Here is a 20,734-nt window from a genome sequence, read left to right on the forward strand (position 1 = left end):
AAAGTGCACTTTTCGCCCCCATGGCCCGGCGGAGGGGGCGAAAACTGCACTTTCGCGGCGAGCGAAACGTGGGGGATGGGCGGGTGACGCTCAGGAAGCGACGCATATGCTCGGGGGATGCGTGCAACTGTGATTTATGGCGAGCGGGACATCCGACTCGAAGAAGTTCCTGACCCGATTCTGTCGACCGGCGGTGACGCCATCGTGCGTGTCGTCGCGGCGTGCGTCTGCGGCTCTGACCTGTGGCCGTACCGCGGCGTGCAGCCGACGGAGGAACCCCACCGGATCGGCCACGAATTCGTCGGCGTCGTCGAGGAGATCGGTACCGACGTCACGAAGATCAAGGTCGGCGACTTCGTCATTGCCCCCTTTTACGACTGCGACAACACCTGCATCAACTGCCGCAACGGCGTGAGCACCTCCTGCCTCAACGGCGGCTGGTGGGGCTCGGACGACAAGCTCGGCGGCTTCGCCGATGGCGCCCAGGGCGAACGCGTGCGCGTGCCGCACGCCGATGGCTCGCTCGTCGCGACTCCCGGCATGCCGGAAGACTCCCAGGTTCCCGGCCTGCTGACTCTCGCTGACGTCATGGGCACCGGCCACCACGCGGCACTCTCCGCCGGCGTCACCCAGGGCAGCACCGTCGTGGTCGTCGGTGACGGAGCGGTCGGCCTGTGTGCCATCATCGCCGCCAAGCGCCTCGGCGCGTCCCGGATCGTGGCGATGTCGCGCAACCCGGAACGGCAGGCCGTGGCTCGTGAATTCGGGGCGACCGACATCGTCGAAGAGCGCGGAGATGCGGGTGTCGCCCGTGTCCATGAGATCTTCGACGGCATCGGCGCGGACTGCGTGCTCGAGTGCGTCGGTACGAAGGAATCGATGGAGCAGGCCATCGCCTCGGCCCGACCCGGCGGGATGGTCGGCTACGTCGGCGTGCCCACGGGTGGCCCGATCGAGGTGCGTCCGCTGTTCGGCCGCAACGTGGGCCTCAACGGCGGCGTCGCCTCCGTCCGCGGCTACGTCGAAGAGCTGCTGCCCGAGGTGCTGTCCGGCGCGATCAACCCGGGCCGGGTCTTCGACCTGGAACTGCCGCTGACGGATGTCGCTGAGGCCTACGCAGCCATGGACGAGCGCCGCGCGATCAAGGTGCTTCTCCGCCCCTAGTTCGCCCGCCCCTCGTCCCCGCCCCTCGGCCGCGAGAGTGCAACATCGGCCCCTTCACTGCGCGTGAAGGGGCCGATTTTGCACTCTCGCGGCGAAGAACTCCCGCGGGAGGGCCGTCGGGAGGTTAGTCGTTGACGAGGAGGAGCTCGGTGAGGGGCTTGCGGGTGCGCGGCGCCGACTCGCGTTCGAAGAGTTCCGGTGAGAGCGCTGCGACATCGCCGAGCACGCCGAGCACAGTGACGGAGACGACCGCCTGATCGCCGGTCAGGCCGAAGGCCTCAGCGAGGGCCGCGGCATCGAAACCGCCGAGCTGGTGGGTGTGCAGACCCTCGTGCTGCGCCTGAATCGTCAGGTGGGCGACCGCCTGGCCCAGGTCATAGCGCGCCCAGGGGTTCTCGCGATCGGCGTCGATGGGCAGGGTGGCGACGTTGACGATCAAGACGGATGCGGCATCCGCCCACGCCCTGTTGAAGCCCATCAGGGTGGCGTGGATCTTTGCGAAGCTCTCGGAGCCGCGGCGGGCGAGGATGAAGCGCGCCGGCTGCAGGTTGCTGGCGGACGGCGCCCAGCGGGCCGCCTCGAGCACGGTCGTGAGGGTGGCTTCGTCGATGACGGCGGTCGGGTCAAAGCCGCGGGGGCTCCACCGGTCCGAGAGGACGGGAAGGATGGGCGAGGTGGTGTCGGCCGCGCGGCTAATGGTGTCAGTGATCAGGGTCATGGTGCCCGCTTTCGATTGGAGGGGGGGGGGTCGGGGCCTCGTCGACCCGGTTGATCCAACGCATCCGTCACCGCAATATTCCATGCGAATGCATTTAGTTTCCGCGAAAGTGCAGTTTTGGCCCCCTCGCGATGCGTGAAGGGGCGAAAACTGCACTCTCGCGGAAAGAGCGGGACGGGGCGCTCGGGTTAGGGCGCCGACAGGGCGGCGCGCACCTCGCGGCGGAGCACCTTGCCGACCAGCGAACGCGGCAGTTCGTCGACCGCGATGATCTGGCGGGGGACCTTGTACGCGGAGAGCCGGGTGCGGCAATAGGAGCGCACGGCCTCGACGTCGAGCGTGGTCCCGGCGGCGAGCACGACCGCGGCGACAACGTCTTCGCCGCCCTTCGTGCTCGGCAGGCCCACGACGGCCGCGTCGGCGATGTCCGGATGCGAGAGCAGCGCAGCCTCCACCTCAGACGGCGAGACGTTGAAGCCGCCGGTGATGATCAGTTCCTTGATCCGGTCGACAACCGTGATGAAACCGTCGGCGGAGACACGCACGATGTCGCCCGTGCGCAGCCAGCCGCCCTCGATGAGCACCTTCGCGCTCTCGCTCGGCTGGTCCCAGTACCCGGAGAACACCTGCGGGCCGCGGATGAGCAGCTCGCCTTCCTCCTCGACGCCTCGGTCGATCGACGGGTCGGCCGGGTCGATCACGCGAATCTCGGTGCTCGGGAACGGCACGCCGACGGTGCCGGGCCGCCGGCTCGGACCCATCGGGTTGCCGACAGCGATCGGGGAGGCCTCCGTCATGCCGTAACCCTCGACCAGCAGACCGCCGGTCGCGGCCTCCCAGCGTTCGACGATCGAGACCGGCAGGCTCATCGCGCCCGAAATGGCGAAGCGGATGCTGCGCAGGCTCACCTGGCGTTCCGCGGCCGCGTTGACCAGCCGATCGTAGATCGGCGGAACCGCGGGCATGAAGGTCGGCGGAGTGCGCCGGGCCGCGTCCAGCAGCAGCCCCTCGTCGAACTTGGGGAAGAGCACCAGCCGCGCCCCGGTGGCCATCGCAAAGGTCAGGCACAGGGTGAGACCGTAGGCGTGGAACATCGGCAGCACCGCGTAGAAGACCTCCTCGCCTGCCCGCAGGCCGGGAACCCACGCCTCGCCCTGGAGGGCGTTCGCGCGCAGGTTGAAGTGGCTGAGGATGGCGCCCTTGGGGCTGCCGGTGGTGCCGCTGGTGTACTGGAGGGCGGCCGTATCGCCGATCTGCGGCCGCGGGTGGTTGTGGCGGAGCTTGCGCGACCCGACCAGGGACGACCATTCCATCGCGCCCTTCGGCAGGGAGTCGACGGTGAGGGCACTCCGGGCGGCCCGGGCCTTGCCGACGGGCAACCGCAGCGCCAGGCGCTTGCCGAGGGGCATGGCATCCGTCAGGTCGACGGCGATCACGGTGCGCAGCCCCATGTCCGCGGGGAAATCGCTCACGGTCCGGTAGACCTTGTCCCAGACCACGGCGACGGTCGCACCGTGGTCCTCGAACTGGTGCCGAAGCTCCCGTTCGGTGTAGAGCGGGTTGTGCTCGACCACGATCGCGCCGAGCCGGAGAACGGCGTAGAAGGCCACCACGTGCTGGGGGCAGTTCGGCAGCACGAGCGCCACCCGGTCGCCCGGCTTCACGCCGAGCCGGAGCAGCCCGTTGGCCACACGGGAGATCTGATCGCCGAGTTGGGCGTAGCTGGTCGTGGCGCCGAAGAAGTCCAGCGCCACCTCGTCCGCGAACCGCCGCACAGACTTCTCGATCATGTCGACGAGGGTCTCGGTCGGCTCGGTAATGGTCGACGGCACGCCGGGGGCGTAGGAACCGAGCCAGGGCTTGTTCGCGAAGGCGTTCATCAGACGCTCAGCTCCTCCTTGAGGGCGACGACGAACGCGTCGATGTCCTCTTCGGTCGTGTCGAAGCCGCACATCCAGCGAACCTCGTTCCGGGCCGCATCCCAGTCATAGAAACGGAACGACTCGCGCAGGCGGTCGGCGACCCCGTCGGGAATGACCGCGAACACGGCGTTCGACTGGGTGGCCTGGCTGAAGCCGACCCCCTGGATCGAGCCGTCGGCAACGCCGCTCTCGAGGGCGGCACGCAGGCGCGCGGCCATCGCGTTGGCGTGGCCGGCGTTTCGCAGCCAGAGGTCGTTCGAGAGGAGCGCGATCAGCTGGGCCGAGATGAAGCGCATTTTCGAGGCCAGCTGCATGTTCAGCTTGCGCAGGTAGATGAGGCCGGCGGATGCCTCCGGGTTGAGCACCACGATGCACTCGCCGTACATCATGCCGTTCTTGGTGCCGCCGAAACTGAGCACGTCCACGCCGGCGTCGCGCGTGAAGGCGCGAAACGGCAGGCCGAGCGAGGCCGCGGCGTTGGAGAGCCTGGCGCCGTCCATGTGCAGCGTCATGCCGTGCGCGTGCGCGTGGTCGGCGATGGCCCGCACCTCCTGGGCCGTGTAGGCGGTGCCGAGCTCGGTGGTCTGGGTAATCGACACGACGAGCGGCTGGGCACGGTGCTCGTCTCCCCAGCCCCACGCCTGCCGGTCGATCAGTTCCGGGGTGAGCTTGCCGTCGGGGGTGTCCACGGTGAGCAGCTTGATGCCGGCGACCTTCTCGGGCGCCCCAGCCTCGTCGGAGTTGATGTGTGCGGTCGACGCGCAGACCACGGCGCCCCAGCGCGGCAGCATCGACTGCAGCCCGATCACGTTCGCGCCGGTGCCGTTGAAGACGGGGAAGGCTTCGACGCCCTCGCCGAAGTGCTCGGTGAAGACCTGCTGCAGCCTGGCCGTGTAGACGTCTTCGCCGTAGGCGATCTGGTGGGCACCGTTCGCCGCGCCGATCGCCGCGAGGATCTCGGGGTGCACGCCGGAATAGTTGTCGGACGCGAAACCGCGCGAGGAGAGGTCATGGAGTTGAGTCACCCCTCTATCTTCTCGCATCCGTGCCCTTCGGGTTCTGCGGGTGGTCGGACCGGCGCGCGGCCGCACCCGTGGAGTCAGGCGAGGCGTGCGACTTCTCAGCTGGATGCGAGGCGGACCCGGGTGTTGTTGATGGATGCTGCGGGCTGCTCCCACAGGCCGGTCACGCCGGTGGCCAACTCGGTTTCGAGCCCCTCCAGTGCCCGCACGACGAAGATCACGGCCGCGGCGGTTCCGCCCGCCTTGGCGAAGCCCTGGCCGACGGCACGGGTCCAGGTTTCGGCGGCGGCCTTGGCCGCGGCGTAGTTCGCCCCGCCGGGAGCCGGCTTGTCGACCGAGACCGACGACACGATCGCGAGGCGACCGGCCGGGGACACGAGCAGGTCGTCGTTGAAGGCGCGGGTGGTGTTTCGCAGGGTCGTCACGATGCTGCGGTGGAGGATGTCCCAATCCGCGTCGCTCTGACCGGCCAGGCCGCCGCCGCCGCGCCATCCGCCGACCAGGTGGATGAGGCCGTCGATCGGACCGTGCTCGGCGTGCACCACCGCGGCGAGGGTCGTGACGGCCGCGAAGTCGGCCAGGTCGCACCGGTAGGTCACTGCGGTGGGCACCGCGAGCCGCAGCTCCCGGAGCCGCTCGGTGTTCGAGCCGACGGCGACCACGCCGGCGCCCGCCTTCGCGAGGGCCGAGGCCACGGCGAGACCGGCCGCGCTGGTCGCGCCCGCGATGAGCACGACGTGTCCGGCGACGGTGCTGCCGTCGGCGTCGGCCCCAGCGTCGTTGGGGTCAGTCCCCTCAGCGCCGTCGACAGGGTCGCCGGCGGCCCGGACCGTGCGGCCGGCGTCGGACGCCGGCCGCTCGGTGTCGTGCATCGGGTCAGTCACGCCCGGTGATTCCGGCCGTCGACTCGATCACGGACTTCATCTTCTTGTCCAGCGCCTCGAAGAACATGGACAGCGGGAATTCGTCGTCCATGACCAGGTCGGTGTAGCCCTTCGGCGGGCCGGCGAGCACGTCCAGCGGCAGACCGCGAGCCCACGCCGACGCCGGGTTGGGCGTCAGCGTCCTGGCGATCATGTCGTAGGCGGCCAGCCAGTGCGCCTTCTTCGGTCGGTCGATCGACGCCCAGTACAGATCGTCGATCTGGGCACCCAGGGCGATGACCACGTCGGGAACGGCGTCCCAATCGAAGGTGAGCGCCGTGTCGGTCCAGTGCAGCACGTGATGCTGGTGCATCCACGCGAAGAGCAGCTGGCCGCCGAGACCGTCGTAGTTGCGCACGCGACTGCCGGTGATCGAGAAGCGGAAGATCCGATCAAAGATCACGCCGTACTGCACGAGCTTCGCGTGCTTGCGCGCCTCGGGACTGGCCTTCTCGTCGCGTTCGATGGTGACCGATTCGCGGAACGCGGTCAGGTCGCAGCGGAGCTCCTCGAGGGAATAGAGGAAGAACGGCATCCGCTGCTTGATCATGAACGGGTCGAACGGAAGGTCGCCGCGCATGTGCGTGCGGTCGTGGATGAGGTCCCACATGACGAACATTTCCTCGGTGAGGCCCTGGTCGTCGAGCAGGAGTGCCGCATCCTCGGGCAGGTCGAGACGGGTGATCTCGGCCGCCGCGCGCACGACCCGGCGGAAACGGGCGGCCTCGCGGTCGGCGAAGATCGCCCCCCAGGTGAACGTCGGGATCTCACGCATCGCGACGGTCTCTGGGAACAGCACCGCGGAGTTGGTGTCGTAACCGGGCGTGAAGTCGAGGAACCGGATCGGAACGAACAGCTTGTTCGTGTATTCCTGCTCGAGCTCGTCGATGAACTCCGGCCAGATGACCTCGATCAGCACGGCCTCGACGAGACGGTTCGTGCTGCCGTTCTGGGTGTACATCGGGAACACCACGAGGTGGCGCAGGCCGTCGACCCGGTGCAGCTGCGGCTGGAAGGCCATCAGCGCATCGAAGAAGTCGGGCTCGGCGAAGCCGTCCCGAGCCCAGCGGGCGAAGTCCCGGGTGAGCGCCGCGAGATAGTCGGCGTCGTGCGGGAACCGCGGGGCGAGCTCGTCGATGGCCTCGGTGATGGTCTCGACGAGGGTCGCGGCGGCCGCGTGCGCGCCGGTTTCGGGGACCGAGCCGTTCTTGATCTGCAGGGCCTGCAACTCGGTGGCGGCAGCCTTGAGCCGGAGCCACGCGGCGGAGACGGCGACATCCTCGAGAACCTCGGGCTCACCGACCAGTGCGTTGGCAACATAATTCGACATGGGAACCTCCCGTCCTGTGGATGCCGCGGTTGCGGCGGGGTGACGGCGCCGGCTTCAGCGCCACGGTCCAGCGTATCGGGACGACCCCGGCGTTTTCTTGCGACTTCCCGCAAGGAATCGCCGGAAAGACCGGCCGGCCCCGCCGAATTCGAGCGTTCAGGCCGAGGTTGCTGCGTTCGCCCCGCCGACGCATCCGGATCGGGCTCTTTCCGTGGGTCGGATGCCCGGTCGGGCCACCGCGACTCAGCTGCCGGCGGCACCCGTCGCTCGCAGCCGCCAGAGTGAGGTCATCTCCTTCGACCGGGCCAGGTAGAGCGGGTCGGCCGTGTCGGTCGCGCGGCGGTGAACCGGTTTGGTGTCCAGGCGGGCGACGACCTCGAGCCCGGCGTCTTCGATCAGGTCGAGCAACTCGCTGCGGGACCGCAGCCCGAGGTGCTCGGCGATGTCGGAGAGGATGAGCCAGCCCTCGCCGGCCGGTTCGAGGTGGGCGGCCAGCCCGGAGAGGAAGCCGCGCAGCATCCGGCTGTCGGGGTCGTAGACCGCGAAATCGGTGGCGGTCACGGCCGCGGCGGGGATCCACGGCGGATTGCAGACGACCAGGCCGGCGCGGCCGGGCGGGAACAGGTCGGCCTCGACAATCTTGACCTGGCCGGTCAGGCCGAGCCGGCCGATGTTCTCCCGCGCGCAGGCGAGGGCGCGCGGCTCCTGGTCGGTGCCGACGACGCGACGGATGCCGCGGCGCGCCAGGATCGCTGAGAGCACGCCGGTGCCCGTGCCGATGTCGAACGCGGTGCCTTGCGGGCCCTCGGCGCCGGCGGGTAGCGGTGCCGTCGCGGCCAGGTCGAGGTATTCGCCGCGCACGGGCGAGAAGACTCCGTAGTGCGGGTGGATGCGCGCGCCCAGCGCGGGCACCTCGACGCCGTTGATGCGCCACTCGTGCGCGCCGACCAGGCCGATCAGTTCCCGCAGGGAGGTGACCGATGCTTCGCCGGCCGGGCCGTAGGTCTCGGCGCAGGCCTGGCGCAGGTCGGGTGCCCGGCGGAGCGGGACCGTGTAGTCGGCCTCCAGGGGCACGAGCAGCAGTCCGAGCAGCCGCGCTCGGCGAAGGGCCTCGGTGCGGTGGCGGCGGAAGGCTGCGGCGAGGTCGGTCGCCGGAGCGTGCCTGCCACGGTCGACCCGACGGGCGAGGGCCTGCAGCAGTTGGCGGGCGTTGTGGTAGTCGCCGCGCCAGAGCATCCCGGTGCCGGCCTTCGCGAGGCGGTAGGCGGCATCCGCGGTGAGGGTGTCGTCGGCGATGACGATGCGTTTCGGCGGCGCCCAGCCGCTCTCCGAGTGCCAGGGCGCGGACCGGGGCTCGCCGGCCTCGACCCAGGTTGCCCGGGTGGGCGTCGGTTGCCCGGTCGCGCCGGACGGAGATTTCGTTTCGTTCATGGCGGGCATCCTCGTGCTCGGGCCGCTAGCGCAGCGCCGGCATGACCTCGCGCTCGAACAGCTCGATGCCCGACCGGTCGTAGGCGGCCTCGGGGAAGTAGTGGATGGCGTAGCCGAGGCCCCGCTCCTTCATGCCGTTCAGCCGCTCGACGACCTGCTCGGGCGTGCCGACCCCCTGCGCCTGCCCGCTGCGGTACTCGGCCATGAAGCCCGCCGCGCCCTCGGCGCCGAGGTGCGGCGTGACCCGCGCCTCGATCACGTCGAGACGATCGGCCACCTCGGCCTCGGTCGCCGCGATAACGGTGTTGTAGTTGGCGGACCGGGTGATCGCACCGAAGTCCGTGCCCAGCACTCGGCAGTGTTCCTCGAGCAGGGCGCTCTTGTGGCTGAACCCCTCGGGGGAGCCGTCGAAGTTCGTATAGTCGGCATACTGCGCCGCGATGCGCAGCGTGACCTTCTCGCCGCCGCCGGCGATCCAGACGGGGATGCCGCCCTCCTGCAACGGGAGCGGCCGCACGATCGCGCCCTCCACCTGGTAGTGCTTGCCGTCGAGGGTGGCCGAGCCGGTGGTCCAGGCCTGCTTCATGATCTCGACGCCCTCCTCGAGCCGGGCGAGGCGCTCGCCGGCGCGGGGGAACCCGTAACCGTAGGCGCGCCACTCGTGCTCGTACCAGCCGGCGCCGATGCCCATCTCGACGCGTCCGCCGGAGATGATGTCGATGGTCGCGGCAACCTTGGCCAGGTAGGCGGGATTGCGGTAGCTCATGCAGGTGCACATCTGGCCGAGCCGCACCCGCTTCGTCGTGGCGGCGAACGCACTCATCAGGGTCCAGGCCTCGTGGGTGGCCTCCGCACTCGGCACCGGGACGGTGTGGAAGTGGTCGTAGACCCAGATCGATTCCCAATCGCCGGCGTCGGCGTGCGCGGCGAGGCCGCTCATCGCGGCCCATTGCTCGGCCGGGTCGATCCCGACCAGATCGTGACGCCAGCCCTGGGGTACAAATAGTCCGAATCGCATAGCTCGAGCCTAGGCGCAGACCACGGGGGAGTACGCGGCGGGGCGGGTAGGTCACCCGGGGTTCCCATGCGCGTGCATGGGTTACACAGGTAAAAATGAGGATTTGTCCAGAAGCGCCGTGCAGACTACATGACTTCGCCCGCTCGCCGCTCCGGTGCCGGGTTCCCCACCCGGCACCCGGGCATGTCTGCCCACCGGCGCCGCCACCCGGAAGCCATGATTCCCATTCTCAGTCTGTTTCTGCGCCCGCTTGCCCGCCTGTCCCACCTGCTCGGCCCGACCCGCACTCTCGGCCGGTTTGGCGCTCCGGGTCGACCCCGTCATCCGGGGCCGGCTCCGCGCCCGCCGCTGGGTGACCTGCCCCAGACGACCTCCCGCAAGGCGCTCGCCGCCCGGCGCAAGCGCACCCGCAGCGCGGTCACCTCGGTCACGGCCGCCCTCGCACTCACCGGACTGATCGTCGGCGCCGCCGGGGCGGCCCAGACCAACCAGGCCAGCAACGCGAGGATCGCGGCGACCGCCGAACTCACCAGCAGCACGGGCCGTCAGGCGGACCAGCTGGGCGTCTACCCGCAGACCGCGAAGGCGCACGCCGACGGTCGCGCCAAGAACACCCTCCGGGCCGCCACCGTGGTGATGGCCTCGACCAGGGACAAGGTCGATGTCGGCCCGCTGGCGGCATCCGTCACCTCCCTCTCGAACTACCGGGCCCTCGACCTCGACGCCGTCATCTCACTGACCGACCGGACCCTCACGGCCTCGGCCACGGCGCAGGCGGCGGCGGACGAGGCGGACCGGGCCGCGGCGGCGGAGGCTGCGGCGGCGGCGGAGGCCGCGGCGACGGCGCTCGCGGCTGCCAATACCCCGGACGGCGCCCGCGCCACCGCCCGGGCCCTCGCCGCCTCGCAGCACGGCTGGGGTGAGGCGCAGTTCTCCTGTCTCTCGCAGCTCTGGGCCAAGGAGTCGGGCTGGTCCTACACCGCCCTCAACGCGAGCAGCGGCGCCACCGGCATCCCGCAGGCGCTCCCCGGCAGCAAGATGGCCACGGCCGGGTCGGATTGGAAGACGAATGCGAGCACCCAGATCACGTGGGGCCTCGACTACATCAGCCGCGGCTACGGAACGCCGTGTTCGGCCTGGTCGCACTCGCAGGCCGTGAACTGGTACTGAACCGCAGGGTGCGGCAGCCACCCGTGGACCGGTGCCGCAGAGCGTGAGATCATGGCGCCATGGACCGCATCGACCCGAATCCCGCCGCCGATGAGTCGACGACGCTCGCGCAGTTCCTCGACTATCAGCGGGCGACGCTGCTCGGCAAGGCCGAGGGCCTGGGGGCCCCGGACCTGAGCCGGCCCCTCCCGCCCTCCACGCTGACCCTGGGCGGCCTGCTCAAGCACCTCGCCCTGGTCGAGAACTACTGGATCCAGGTGCGGTTCCTCGGCCGACCGGAGCAGGAACCCTGGGCGAGCGTCTCCTGGGACGACGACCCGGACTGGGAGTTCCGCACCGCCGCGGAGGACGACCCGGAGGCGCTCCGGGAGCTCTACCGTGCGGCCTGTGAGCGCAGCCGGGAGACCGTCGCCGGGGTCGACCTGTCGACCTTGTCCGTCGGGACGAGCCGGGCGGGCGAGCGCTGGAGCCTGCGTTGGATCCTCACCCACCTGATCGAGGAGACGGCACGCCACAACGGGCACGCCGACCTGCTCCGCGAGGCCATCGACGGCAGCGTCGGCGAGTAGGCCGCAGGCGCCCGGCCGAGCCGCTCCCGCGCAGTCAGGTCCCGCCGTCCCCGGCCAGGGCGATCGTGGCGGCTTGGGCACCCACCGCATCCAGGTAGCGGCCGCCGCGCGGCACGGGGGACAGGGCGGCGCCGAATCGGTAGACCAGCGGATGCCCGGTCGGCACGTTCAGCCGGTGGATTGCGTGGTCATCGAGCCCGTCGAGCACGGCGCAGAGCGCGCGCAGGGAATTGCCGTGGGCGACGACGAGCACGGTCTGCCCGGCCGCGAGCCGGGGTTCCACGTGTTCGGCGTGGAACCGCGCGACCCGGGTCATCACCTCGCTCAGGGCTTCCGTGCGGGTGAGCGCCGCCGCGGGGAGCCGTCGGAAGAGGTCGGACTCCCGCAGCGCGGCGAACGCGGCGTCGCCGAGTGGGGGCGGCGCGGTGTGCACCGAGCGGCGCCAGGCCAGGAACTGGTTCTGACCGAACTCCGCCCGGACATCGTCCTTGGACCGGCCGGTCAGGGCGCCGTAGTTGCGTTCGTTCAGTCGCCAGTCCGTGGCGAAGGAGGCCGGGGTGACGTTGAGGTCCGCGGTCACGATCTCCGTGGTCTGCCGGGCCCGGTGCAGTTCAGAGGTGAACACGGCGTGCGGCGCGATGCCGGCCTCGATGAGCAGGGTGGCCGCGGTGTGCGCCTCGCCGATCCCGCGTACCGACAGGGGCGCATCCAGAACCCCGGTGAAGAGCCCGGCCGCGTTCGCGGTGCTCTCGCCGTGCCGGAGCAAGGCCAGGATGCCGGTCTCTGGCACGGGTCACCAGCCTGTTCTCCATTGCGGATGCCGCGGGCCGGGCCTGCCGGATGCGCGGCCGTCCTGGGCCGTCCAAGGTCGAGTTCAGGCTATCGGTCAAACTCTTGGGATGATGGAGCAATGACTCGAACCGTATCCGGAGCCCGCGTGCTGATCACCGGCGCCGCCGTGGGCATGGGCCGGCTCTACGCCGAGCGGGCGGTGGCTGAGGGAGCGGAGGCCGTCATTCTCTGGGACCGCGACCCGGCCGCCCTGGCCGCCACCGCAGCCATCCTGAACGAGCGTGCGGATGGCCGCACCCGGGTCTCGCCGTACGTCGTGGACATCGGAGACCTGGGCGCGATCGCCCAGGCGGCCCAGCGGGTGCGCACCGAGGTTGGCGACCCCGACATCGTCGTGAACAATGCGGGCATCGTGCGGGACGCCTTCTTCTGGGACCACGACAACGGCGACGACACTCGTCGCACCATGCAGATCAACGCCCTCGCCCCCATGTACATCACCCGAGAGTTCCTTCCCGCGATGATCGGCGGCGTCGGTCGCGAGTCCCGCATCGTCAACATCGCGGCGACCGACGGGATGCGCTCCAGCCCGCGGATGAGCGTCTACGCCGCCTCCAAGGCCGCCATGATCGAGTGGAGCGAGTCCCTCCGCCGTGAACTGGTTCAGGAGGGACACGGCCAGGTGAAGGTCACCACCGTCTGCCCCGCCAACACGACGGCCGGCCTGTTCGAGGGTGCACTGGCCCGCTCACTCACGCCCGCACTGACGCCGGAACACGTTGTGGACCAGGTCTGGCGCGCCATGCTGGCCGGTCGGCCGCTCCTCCTGATGCCCTGGACCGTGGCCGTATCCAGCGCCCTCCGCACCCTCGCGGCCCCGTTCCGCCGCTGAGTTGCGGACGAAGCACCTTCGTCTCGAGGGTGAGCGTGTTTCTTCCGCAACTCAACCGATCTCGGCGACGCCGTGCCCCGAACTGGGGTCCTCCTTTATGAGGACACCGGGCCGGTTCTCCCCTACGTTGAAGGTGAACCCCCGGGCGAGCCTCCAGCGTCGACCGGAGGCAAGGCACACCCGTCGCGAGGCGGGGTCGCAAAGGCACGGGACCTCATGGTCAGCCGGCCCACCGGGAAAGGAGCGGCTCGATGAACACAGCGACCGATGGCCCTGCCGTCCGCACCGGTTCGGGAATATTCACCCGACCCGCGGGCATTTCGGAGAGCACCCGCTGGCTATTCCTCTGGCTCGCCGTCGTCTCCGTCATCCTCGCGCTTCCCGGCATGCTGCTCACGGCACGCGGCGGGCTGCTGGCCCTGGGACTCTTCGCGGCCACCGCCCTGGTCGGCTCCCTCTCGACCGGATTCCTCCGCCGGCGCACCCTGCTCGCCGCCGACCTGATCGACGCGCTTGCCCTGATGGCCTTCGCCCTGGCCTCACCGAAGGCCTCTTCGGTGGTCATGGTCATGTTCGGGGCGCTCTGGTTCCGTTCGCTCTACGGCTCCGGAGCGCGGGCGCTCCTGCGGGTCAGCGTGTACTCCGCCGTCCTCGGCTCGCTCTTCGTGGTGTGGCCACTGGTGCGGGAAGAGCCGATCGGGACCGGTGCCGGGGCCGTGCTCGGACTCCTGCCCACGATGTTCTTCACCGTGTTGATCGCCCGCCAGTTGGGCAAGTCCCTGATCGCCAGGGACCAGAGCATGGGACGCGACCGCGTGCTTGCCGCCACCGGATCCCAGCTGCTCGGCGCCACGAACACGTCCGCGATCCTCGCCCTGGCCTGGACGGCGGCGGCGGAGTTCTGTGCGGCGACGCCGGGACTCCGCCTGGTGCTGCTCGTTCCGGACGGTCGCACCCTGCGGGTGGAGGGAACGACCGGGAACTTCCAGAACGTCCCCGGACGGCTTACCGGGGAGGTCCTGTATTCGCGGCCGGGGACATCCGTCGCCCGCATCCTCGACCCGGCACCGCTGAACGCCGCGGTCGGCGCGCCCCTGATGTGGGAGTGCCTGAACTTCGAGGGGCAGGAAGAACGCAGTTGGCTGCTCGTCGGCGCGCCGGGCAAGGTCCCGACCGATGCGATCCTCTCCGTGCGAGGCCTGATCGGCCAGGTCGCGCTCGCAGTGCGCAACAGCCAGGCGCACGAGGCGCTCTCCGCGCAAGCGCGTACCGACTCGCTGACCGGGCTGCACAACCGCGCCTCGCTGCTCGCGGAGCTGTCCGAGAGCCTCCTGGTCGGAACGGAAGGCGCCGGACTCCAGGTGCTCTTCCTCGACCTGGACGATTTCAAGGACGTCAACGACGAGCTCGGGCACCGGGCCGGTGATGTGGTGCTGATCGAGCTGGCCGCCCGCCTGCGCGAATGCGTGCGCCCGACCGACATCTGCGCCCGGCTCGGCGGCGACGAATTCGCCGTGCTCCTGCACGGCGCCGGCCTGGCCGAGGCCACCCGGATCGCCCAGCGCATCGTCGACGCCGTGGCGGAGCCGTTCCTGGTCGGCGCGGACTCGATGCGGGTCGGCGCCAGCATCGGCATCGCGACGCCCGTGGCCGGAGTCACCATCGACGAGCTCGTGCACCAGGCCGACGTGGCCATGTATGCCGCCAAGGCCAAGGGCAAGGGCCGCGTCGAGGCCTTCGCGCCCGGCCTCCTGGGCGCGGACCGGTACCACACCATTCACGTCTGATCCGGCCAGGGGTGGCCCGGGTTGACGGATGCTCAGTTCGCGTCGTAGTATGGAATCGTTTCCATGGAAACGATTCCATACCAACACGATGAGGTGACACCGGTGGCTGCGAGCACAATCACAATCAAGGACGTGGCGGCGCTCGCCGGCGTCTCGGTGGCGACGGCCTCGCGGGTGCTCTCCGGCCACCCGGCCACCTCGCCCGATGCCCGGGCCAGCGTCGCCGCCGCGGTCACGGAGCTGGACTACCGGCCCAACGCCCAGGCGCGCGCCCTGCGCTCCACCCGGTCGGACTCGATCGGTCTCCTCGTCTCCGATGTGCGCAACCCTTTCTTCGCCGACCTGGCCCACACCGTGGAGCAGGCGGCTCTCGCGGCCGGCTACGTGACCCTGCTCGGCAACGCCAATGAGCGCAAGGAGCAGCAGGACCGCTACCTCGACACCCTCATCTCCCGCCGGGTGGACGGCATCATCGTCGCCCCGCTCGGCGACGGCAGCGGCAGCATCCGCCAGCTGATCACCCGGGAGATCCCCACAGTCTTCGTCGACCGCACCGTCGACGGGCTCGACATCCCGAGCGTGACCACCGACAGCGAGGCCGGCATCCGCCAGGCGGTCCAACACCTCGCCGCGGCCGGGCACACCCGGATCGGCTACATCTCCGGGCCGCAGGCCACCTCGACCGGTCGGGACCGATTTGCCGCGTTCACCCGTGCGGTGGCCGACAGCGGCCTCAGCCAGGATCCCGAGCTGGTCTACTTCGGCGACTACCAGGCGGCCAGCGGATCGGCCGGCGTACACGCCCTCCTGCAGCTGAACCACCCGCCGACCGCGCTGCTCGCCGCGGACAGCCTGATGGCGGTCGGCGCCATTGCCATCCTGCACAAACTCGGGCGCCGGATCGGCACCGACATCGCGCTGATCGCCTTCGACGATATCGAGTGGTTCGCCCTGCTCAACCCCGCGCTGAGCGTCATCACACACAGCGTGGAGGACATGGGCCGGATCGCCGTGGACATGCTGCTCCAGGTCATCGACGGGGCCCAACCGGAATCGGTGGTGCTGCCCAGCGAACTGATCGTGCGCGCCTCCTCCTCCTCGAACCCCACCTCACCCGCATCCGTCACCAGCCAAAGGACGAACTGACATGAGCGAACAACCACTCGTCACCCTGCAGAACGTGGGCAAGACGTTCGGCCCGGTCACGGTCATCAAGGACGTCACCGTGAGCGTCTACGCCGGGAAGGTGCAGGTGCTGCTCGGCGAGAACGGCGCGGGCAAATCCACCCTGATCAAGATGATGGCCGGCGTCTACCAGCCGGACGCGGGCCGAATCGTCGTCGACGGCAACACGGTGACCCTGCCCACCACCCGCGCCGCCGAAGCACTCGGCATCGCCACGATCCACCAGGAACTCAACCTGGTTCCCACGATGAGCATCGCCGAGAACGTCATGCTGGGGCGGATGCCGACCAAGCACGGCATGGTCGACCGCAGCGCCATGCGGAACCGCGCACGAGCGGCTCTCGCCCTGATCGGCCTCGACGTCGACGTCGACACCCTGGTCGGGGAGCTCGGCATCGCCCGCCAGCAGCTCGTGGAGATCGCCAAGGCGCTCAGCATCAACGCCCGCATCCTCATCCTCGACGAACCGACCGCGGCTCTGACCCGGCACGAGACGGAGAGCCTGTTCGCCGTGATGGCCGACCTGCGAAGCCGCGGCGTCGGAATGCTCTTCATCAGCCACCACCTCGACGAGATCGCCGAGGTCGGCGACACCGTCACGGTGCTTCGGGACGGCGAGTTCGTCGCCGAGGTCCCCGCGTCCACGCCGGAGGACGAACTGGTCAGGCTGATGGTCGGCCGGAGCATCGAGGAGCAGTACCCCCGCAACGCGGGCGGCGCCGCCGAGACGACCGAGACAGCAGAGATTCTCGCGGTCGAGCACCTCAGCTCGAGTGGCCGGTTCACCGACATCAACTTCACCGTGCGCGCCGGAGAGGTGGTCGGCATCGCCGGCCTGGTCGGCGCGGGCCGCACCGAACTGATCCGCGCGATTGCGGGTGCGGACCACTACGACTCGGGGACCGTCACCGTGCGCGGCCGGGCGCTGCCCAAGGCCAACATCAAGGCGGCGATCAAGGCCGGGATCGGCCACGTGCCCGAAGACCGCAAGGGCCAGGGCCTCGTGCTCGACGCCTCGGTCAACGACAACCTCGGCTACGCCACCCTTGCCTCCACCGCCAAGCTCGGCCTGGCGGACTTCGCCGGTCAGCGCAGCCGGGCGCAGGCCGTCGCGACGAAACTGCGCATCCGGATGCACACCATCGACCAGGCGATCGGCGCCCTCTCCGGGGGCAACCAGCAGAAGGCCGTCTTCGGCCGCTGGATCATCGCCGCCTCCACCGTGCTCCTGCTCGACGAGCCCACCCGCGGCGTCGACGTCGGCGCGAAGGTCGAGATCTACGAGCTGATGAACGCGATCACCGCGGCCGGCGGTGCGATCGTCATGGTCTCCAGCGAACTGCCCGAGATCCTCGGGATGAGCGATCGCATCCTCGTGATGCGCGATGGCCTGCTCGCAGGCGAACTCACCGCGGCCGAGGCCACCCAAGACGCAGTAATGACACTCGCCGCCCGCGATGTCGCCGACGAGAACTGAAAGAAAAGGGATCCACGCATGTCAACGACAACCCTGCCCGCCGTGCGGCGCGGCTTCGACTACAAGAAGTTCCTCGCCAACAACGGCGCCCTGGTCGGCCTCGTGGTGCTCTGCATCGCGCTCTTCATCGCGACCCCCGACTTCCTGACCGGCCAGAATCTGCTCAACATCGGCATCCAGGTCTCCACCGTGGCCGTGCTGGCCTTCGGCATGACGTTCGTCATCGTCGCCGGCGGGATCGACCTGTCGGTCGGTGCCGTCGCCGCCCTGGCGGCGATGGTGTCGAGCTGGCTCTTCGTCAGTGCCGGGCTGCCGGGCTGGCTCGCCCTCGTCGGCGGCCTCGTCGCCGGGCTGCTCGCCGGCATGGTCAACGGCCTTGCCAACGCCTACGGCAAGCTGCCCAGCTTCATCGCCACCCTCGCCATGCTCAGCGTCGCCCGCGGCCTGACCCTGGTCATCTCCGACGGCCGGCCGATCAGCACCCCGGCCGAGGTCTCCTTCCTCGGCGGGAACCTGGGCCCCGTGCCGATGCCCATCGTCGTGCTCCTGGTTGCGGCGCTGGTCGCGTCGTTCGTGCTCAACCGCACCGTCATCGGGCGTTCGATGTACGCCGTCGGCGGCAACGCCGAGGCGGCGCGCCTGTCCGGACTGCCGGTCAAGCGCATCCTCGTCACCGTGTTCGCGCTCGCCGGACTCTTCGCGGGGCTCGCCGGACTGCTGCTCGCCGGGCGCCTCGACTCCGCCCAGCCCCAGGCCGCGGCCGGGTACGAGCTCGACGCGATCGCCGCGGTCGTCATCGGCGGCGCCTCGCTCTCCGGCGGGCTCGGCAAGATCTCCGGCACGCTCGTCGGCGCGCTGGTGCTCGTGGTGATCCGCAACGGACTCAACCTGCTCAACGTCACGTCGTTCTGGCAGCAGGTCGTCATCGGCCTCGTGATCGCCCTTGCCGTCGGCGTCGACGTGCTGCGCCGCAAGACCCGCAACGGCTGACCCGCGCCCTCCCAGACCGCCCCCGACCTCCCCGCTCCACCAACAAAGGAAAAACAATGAAGTCCTCCTCATTTCGCAAGATCGCCGCACTGACCGCCACCGCGGCACTGATCCTCGCCGGGACGACCGCCTGCGGTCGTGGCGGCGGAGATGCGGCCAGCGGCACCAAGATCGTGATGGCCATCTCCACCCTGAACAACCCGTTCTTCGTCGAACTGCGTGACGGCGCCCAGGCGGCCGCCGAGGCCGCCGGCGTGCAGCTGAACATCGTCGACGCCCAGAACGACTCGGCCACCCAGGCGAACCAGCTGGCCACCGCGGCCGCCGGCGCGACCAAGGCCGTCATCGTCAACCCGGTCGACTCGGATGCTGCGGCCTCGGCCGTCAAGGCGCTGGGCAAGGCCGGTATCCCCGTCATCGCCGTCGACCGCACCGTCAACGGAGCCGAGCTCGCGTCCCTGGTCGCGAGCGACAACGTCGCCGGCGGACGCCAGGCCGCCGACGAGCTCGCCAAGTCGATGGGCGAAACGGGCAGCGTCATCGCCCTGCAGGGCGTGTCGGGCACCTCGGCCAGCCGTGACCGCGGCGCCGGGTTCGAGGAGGGCATGAAGGCGTACCCGAACATCACCGTCGTCGCCAAGCAGACCGCGAACTTCGACCGCGCCGCCGCGCTGGACGTGACCACGAACCTGATGCAGGCGCACCCGGAGGTCACCGGCCTGTTCGCCGAGAACGATGAAATGGCCCTCGGCGCCGTCCAGGCCCTCGGCGCCCGCGCCGGCCAGGACGTCATGGTCGTCGGCTTCGACGGCACCTCCGACGGCCTCGCCGCCATCGAGGCCGGCACCCTCGTCGCCACCATCGCGCAGCAGCCGGCCGAACTCGGCCGCCTCGCGGTCGAACTCGCCGTCAAGGCCATCAAGGGTACGAAGATCGAGAAGACCGTCCCCGTCGAGGTTGTCTCGGTCACGAAGACGAACGTGGGCGACTTCACCAAGTGAGCCCATCCACAACATCAGTGGTCGTCGTCGGATCAATCAACGTCGACCAGTTGATCACCATCGAACGGCACCCGCTACCCGGTGAAACCCTGATCGGGACCTCGATGGAGTTCCTTCCCGGCGGCAAGGGCGCCAACCAGGCGGTCGCCGCAGCCCAGCTGGGTGCCACCGTGCAGATGGTCGGCGCCATCGGCCGGGACGCCCAGGCCGAGGTCGCCACCGCGATCCTCACCCGGGCGGGCGTCGGGCTGTCGGCGGTACACGCCGTCGACGGCCCGACCGGCCTCGCCCTGGTGACCGTGGCCGACGACGGGGAGAACACCATCGTGGTCATCCCCGGCGCGAACGCGCTGATGGGCGCGGATGCCGTCACGGCCAGCGCGGACGTCATCGCCGCGGCCGCGGTGGTCGTGCTGCAGGGGGAGATTCCGGCAGCCGGCATCGAAACCGCGGTCCGCCTCGCGACCGGACGGGTGGTGCTGAACCTGGCGCCGGTCATCCCCGTCGACGCCGAGACGATCCGGTGCGCCGATCCCCTCGTAGTGAACGAGCACGAGGCCGCCCTCGTTCTCGCCCAGGTCGACCCGGGCGCGGTCGTCCCCGCTGAGGATGCGGACCTGGTGGTCCGCCTGCGCGAGTGGGGCGTGGCATCCGTCGTACTCACCCGCGGCGCGAAGGGGGCGATCTGCTCCGATGCGGACGGCACGACCGACGTGCCCTCGCCGGTGGTGTCAGCGGTGGATTCCTCCGGGGCCGGCGACGCGTTCGTCGGAGCACTGAGCGCCAGGCTGGCGGCCGGTGCGTCTCTGCTGGACTCGGCCCGCTTCGCGGTTCGCGTCGGCGCCTTCGCGGTGCGCGGTCGCGGCACCCAGACGTCGTATCCGACCCTGGCCGACGCGCTGCCGGAGGTGCTCGCATGAAGCGCGGCGGCATCCTGAACGCCGAACTCTCCGGCGCCATCGCCCGGCTCGGACACACCGACGTGGTGTTGCTCGCGGATTGCGGCATGCCGATTCCGCGGGGCGTGCCGGTGATCGACCTGGCGCTCGTGCACGGCGTTCCACGGTTCGAACAGGTTCTCGATGCGCTCCTCGGGGAGCTGGTCTTCCAGCACTGCATAGCGGCCGAGGAGGCTCAGACGGCTCCGGCCGGCGCCTGGCTGAGCGCCCGGTTCGATGAGATCGAGTACATCGGCCACGAGGAGCTGAAGGACCTCTCCGCCTCGGCGAAGCTGTTCATCCGCACCGGCGAGGCCACCCCGTACGCCAACGCGGCCCTCGTCTGCGGCGTCTCGTTCTGACGCTGAGCTCGGGTCTCGCCCGGCCTCGGGGGCCGGGGTGGGG

19 protein-coding genes and 1 riboswitch are annotated in these 20,734 nt (G+C 70.0%); of the genes, 11 read left to right on the forward strand and 8 right to left on the reverse strand.

All coding sequences use genetic code 11. The annotated features are described in order from the left end of the window. The first annotated feature begins 117 nt into the window (after positions 1 to 117). Positions 118 to 1,164 (forward strand): zinc-dependent alcohol dehydrogenase family protein, encoded by a 1,047-nt coding sequence (locus QMG61_RS15240; protein ID WP_283495186.1) that lies wholly within the window; start codon positions 118 to 120, stop codon positions 1,162 to 1,164. Positions 1,165 to 1,288: 124 nt separating this feature from the next. Here the strand turns inward: QMG61_RS15240 and QMG61_RS15245 are convergent, their stop codons facing one another. The 7 genes from QMG61_RS15245 to QMG61_RS15275 form a co-directional block, all read right to left on the reverse strand. Then, on the reverse strand, positions 1,289 to 1,882 hold the full coding sequence (locus QMG61_RS15245) for a nitroreductase family protein (RefSeq protein WP_283495187.1): 594 nt from the start codon (positions 1,880 to 1,882) through the stop codon (positions 1,289 to 1,291). Between the two features lie 188 nt (positions 1,883 to 2,070). Beyond that, a complete protein-coding gene (locus QMG61_RS15250) occupies positions 2,071 to 3,762 on the reverse strand; it encodes a long-chain-fatty-acid--CoA ligase (protein ID WP_283495188.1) in 1,692 nt (563 codons plus the stop codon). Continuing rightward, positions 3,762 to 4,847 (reverse strand): threonine aldolase family protein, encoded by a 1,086-nt coding sequence (locus tag QMG61_RS15255; protein WP_502847051.1) that lies wholly within the window; start codon positions 4,845 to 4,847, stop codon positions 3,762 to 3,764. The genes QMG61_RS15250 and QMG61_RS15255 overlap by 1 nt, the downstream gene beginning before the upstream one ends. A 77-nt stretch (positions 4,848 to 4,924) precedes the next feature. Next, positions 4,925 to 5,710 carry an SDR family NAD(P)-dependent oxidoreductase gene (locus tag QMG61_RS15260; RefSeq protein WP_283495190.1) on the reverse strand — a complete coding sequence of 262 codons (786 nt, stop codon included), beginning with the start codon at positions 5,708 to 5,710 and terminating at the stop codon, positions 4,925 to 4,927. After that, the gene (locus QMG61_RS15265; RefSeq protein ID WP_283495191.1) at positions 5,703 to 7,079 is read right to left on the reverse strand and encodes a DUF6421 family protein; all 1,377 of its coding nucleotides are present in this window, start codon (positions 7,077 to 7,079) and stop codon (positions 5,703 to 5,705) included. The genes QMG61_RS15260 and QMG61_RS15265 overlap by 8 nt, the downstream gene beginning before the upstream one ends. 243 nt (positions 7,080 to 7,322) lie before the next feature. Next, on the reverse strand, positions 7,323 to 8,510 hold the full coding sequence (locus QMG61_RS15270) for a methyltransferase (RefSeq protein WP_283495192.1): 1,188 nt from the start codon (positions 8,508 to 8,510) through the stop codon (positions 7,323 to 7,325). A 25-nt stretch (positions 8,511 to 8,535) separates the two neighbouring features. Further along, entirely contained in the window at positions 8,536 to 9,528 is a 993-nt protein-coding gene (locus QMG61_RS15275; RefSeq protein ID WP_283495193.1) for an LLM class F420-dependent oxidoreductase, read from the reverse strand. A gap of 216 nt (positions 9,529 to 9,744) precedes the next feature. Here QMG61_RS15275 and QMG61_RS15280 point away from each other — a divergent pair, with 216 nt between their 5' ends. Both QMG61_RS15280 and QMG61_RS15285 read left to right on the forward strand, forming a co-directional pair. Further along, positions 9,745 to 10,698: an aggregation-promoting factor C-terminal-like domain-containing protein gene (locus tag QMG61_RS15280; protein ID WP_283495194.1), complete on the forward strand. Its 954-nt coding sequence runs from the start codon at positions 9,745 to 9,747 to the stop codon at positions 10,696 to 10,698. 59 nt (positions 10,699 to 10,757) lie between these two features. Next, the gene (locus QMG61_RS15285) at positions 10,758 to 11,267 is read left to right on the forward strand and encodes a DinB family protein (protein WP_283495195.1); all 510 of its coding nucleotides are present in this window, start codon (positions 10,758 to 10,760) and stop codon (positions 11,265 to 11,267) included. Positions 11,268 to 11,301: 34 nt separating this feature from the next. Here the strand turns inward: QMG61_RS15285 and QMG61_RS15290 are convergent, their stop codons facing one another. After that, complete coding sequence (locus QMG61_RS15290) at positions 11,302 to 12,057, reverse strand: 2,3-bisphosphoglycerate-dependent phosphoglycerate mutase (RefSeq protein ID WP_283495196.1); 756 nt, start codon at positions 12,055 to 12,057, stop codon at positions 11,302 to 11,304. Between the two features lie 120 nt (positions 12,058 to 12,177). Between QMG61_RS15290 and QMG61_RS15295 the strand changes: the two genes are divergently transcribed. The 8 genes from QMG61_RS15295 to rbsD all read left to right on the forward strand — a co-directional run bounded on the left by QMG61_RS15295 (position 12,178) and on the right by rbsD (position 20,691). Then, a complete protein-coding gene (locus QMG61_RS15295; protein ID WP_283495197.1) occupies positions 12,178 to 12,951 on the forward strand; it encodes an SDR family NAD(P)-dependent oxidoreductase in 774 nt (257 codons plus the stop codon). Between the two features lie 163 nt (positions 12,952 to 13,114). Continuing rightward, a riboswitch (cyclic di-GMP riboswitch) is annotated at positions 13,115 to 13,188 on the forward strand. A 14-nt stretch (positions 13,189 to 13,202) separates the two neighbouring features. Further along, positions 13,203 to 14,738 (forward strand): diguanylate cyclase domain-containing protein, encoded by a 1,536-nt coding sequence (locus QMG61_RS15300; RefSeq protein ID WP_283495198.1) that lies wholly within the window; start codon positions 13,203 to 13,205, stop codon positions 14,736 to 14,738. Between the two features lie 63 nt (positions 14,739 to 14,801). After that, positions 14,802 to 15,884 (forward strand): LacI family DNA-binding transcriptional regulator, encoded by a 1,083-nt coding sequence (locus QMG61_RS15305; protein WP_283495199.1) that lies wholly within the window; start codon positions 14,802 to 14,804, stop codon positions 15,882 to 15,884. Position 15,885: 1 nt separating this feature from the next. After that, the gene (locus tag QMG61_RS15310) at positions 15,886 to 17,400 is read left to right on the forward strand and encodes a sugar ABC transporter ATP-binding protein (RefSeq protein ID WP_283495200.1); all 1,515 of its coding nucleotides are present in this window, start codon (positions 15,886 to 15,888) and stop codon (positions 17,398 to 17,400) included. Between the two features lie 18 nt (positions 17,401 to 17,418). Next, complete coding sequence (locus tag QMG61_RS15315) at positions 17,419 to 18,390, forward strand: ABC transporter permease (protein ID WP_283495201.1); 972 nt, start codon at positions 17,419 to 17,421, stop codon at positions 18,388 to 18,390. A 56-nt stretch (positions 18,391 to 18,446) separates the two neighbouring features. Continuing rightward, positions 18,447 to 19,391 (forward strand): substrate-binding domain-containing protein, encoded by a 945-nt coding sequence (locus QMG61_RS15320; protein WP_283495202.1) that lies wholly within the window; start codon positions 18,447 to 18,449, stop codon positions 19,389 to 19,391. After that, a complete protein-coding gene (locus tag QMG61_RS15325; protein WP_283495203.1) occupies positions 19,388 to 20,311 on the forward strand; it encodes a ribokinase in 924 nt (307 codons plus the stop codon). Before QMG61_RS15320 ends, QMG61_RS15325 begins: the two co-directional genes overlap by 4 nt. Continuing rightward, positions 20,308 to 20,691 carry a D-ribose pyranase gene (rbsD, locus tag QMG61_RS15330; protein ID WP_283495204.1) on the forward strand — a complete coding sequence of 128 codons (384 nt, stop codon included), beginning with the start codon at positions 20,308 to 20,310 and terminating at the stop codon, positions 20,689 to 20,691. The genes QMG61_RS15325 and rbsD overlap by 4 nt, the downstream gene beginning before the upstream one ends. Positions 20,692 to 20,734: the final 43 nt, after the last annotated feature.

Origin of the sequence: Cryobacterium sp. PH31-AA6, from assembly GCF_030063195.1 — a bacterium.
Taxonomy (GTDB): domain Bacteria; phylum Actinomycetota; class Actinomycetes; order Actinomycetales; family Microbacteriaceae; genus Cryobacterium.

Bases quoted from the DNA above. Each gene is read 5' to 3' on its own strand.
- QMG61_RS15280 (WP_283495194.1), top strand. From the start codon at position 9,745: ATGATTCCCATTCTCAGTCTGTTTCTGCGCCCGCTTGCCCGCCTGTCC.
- QMG61_RS15300 (WP_283495198.1), top strand. From the start codon at position 13,203: ATGAACACAGCGACCGATGGCCCTGCCGTCCGCACCGGTTCGGGAATA.
- QMG61_RS15255 (WP_502847051.1), bottom strand. From the start codon at position 4,847: ATGCGAGAAGATAGAGGGGTGACTCAACTCCATGACCTCTCCTCGCGC.
- QMG61_RS15275 (WP_283495193.1), bottom strand. From the start codon at position 9,528: ATGCGATTCGGACTATTTGTACCCCAGGGCTGGCGTCACGATCTGGTC.
- QMG61_RS15285 (WP_283495195.1), top strand. From the start codon at position 10,758: ATGGACCGCATCGACCCGAATCCCGCCGCCGATGAGTCGACGACGCTC.
- QMG61_RS15250 (WP_283495188.1), bottom strand. From the start codon at position 3,762: ATGAACGCCTTCGCGAACAAGCCCTGGCTCGGTTCCTACGCCCCCGGC.
- QMG61_RS15320 (WP_283495202.1), top strand. From the start codon at position 18,447: ATGAAGTCCTCCTCATTTCGCAAGATCGCCGCACTGACCGCCACCGCG.
- QMG61_RS15315 (WP_283495201.1), top strand. From the start codon at position 17,419: ATGTCAACGACAACCCTGCCCGCCGTGCGGCGCGGCTTCGACTACAAG.
- QMG61_RS15295 (WP_283495197.1), top strand. From the start codon at position 12,178: ATGACTCGAACCGTATCCGGAGCCCGCGTGCTGATCACCGGCGCCGCC.
- QMG61_RS15270 (WP_283495192.1), bottom strand. From the start codon at position 8,510: ATGAACGAAACGAAATCTCCGTCCGGCGCGACCGGGCAACCGACGCCC.
- QMG61_RS15245 (WP_283495187.1), bottom strand. From the start codon at position 1,882: ATGACCCTGATCACTGACACCATTAGCCGCGCGGCCGACACCACCTCG.
- QMG61_RS15310 (WP_283495200.1), top strand. From the start codon at position 15,886: ATGAGCGAACAACCACTCGTCACCCTGCAGAACGTGGGCAAGACGTTC.
- rbsD (WP_283495204.1), top strand. From the start codon at position 20,308: ATGAAGCGCGGCGGCATCCTGAACGCCGAACTCTCCGGCGCCATCGCC.
- QMG61_RS15305 (WP_283495199.1), top strand. From the start codon at position 14,802: ATGGAAACGATTCCATACCAACACGATGAGGTGACACCGGTGGCTGCG.
- QMG61_RS15240 (WP_283495186.1), top strand. From the start codon at position 118: ATGCGTGCAACTGTGATTTATGGCGAGCGGGACATCCGACTCGAAGAA.
- QMG61_RS15265 (WP_283495191.1), bottom strand. From the start codon at position 7,079: ATGTCGAATTATGTTGCCAACGCACTGGTCGGTGAGCCCGAGGTTCTC.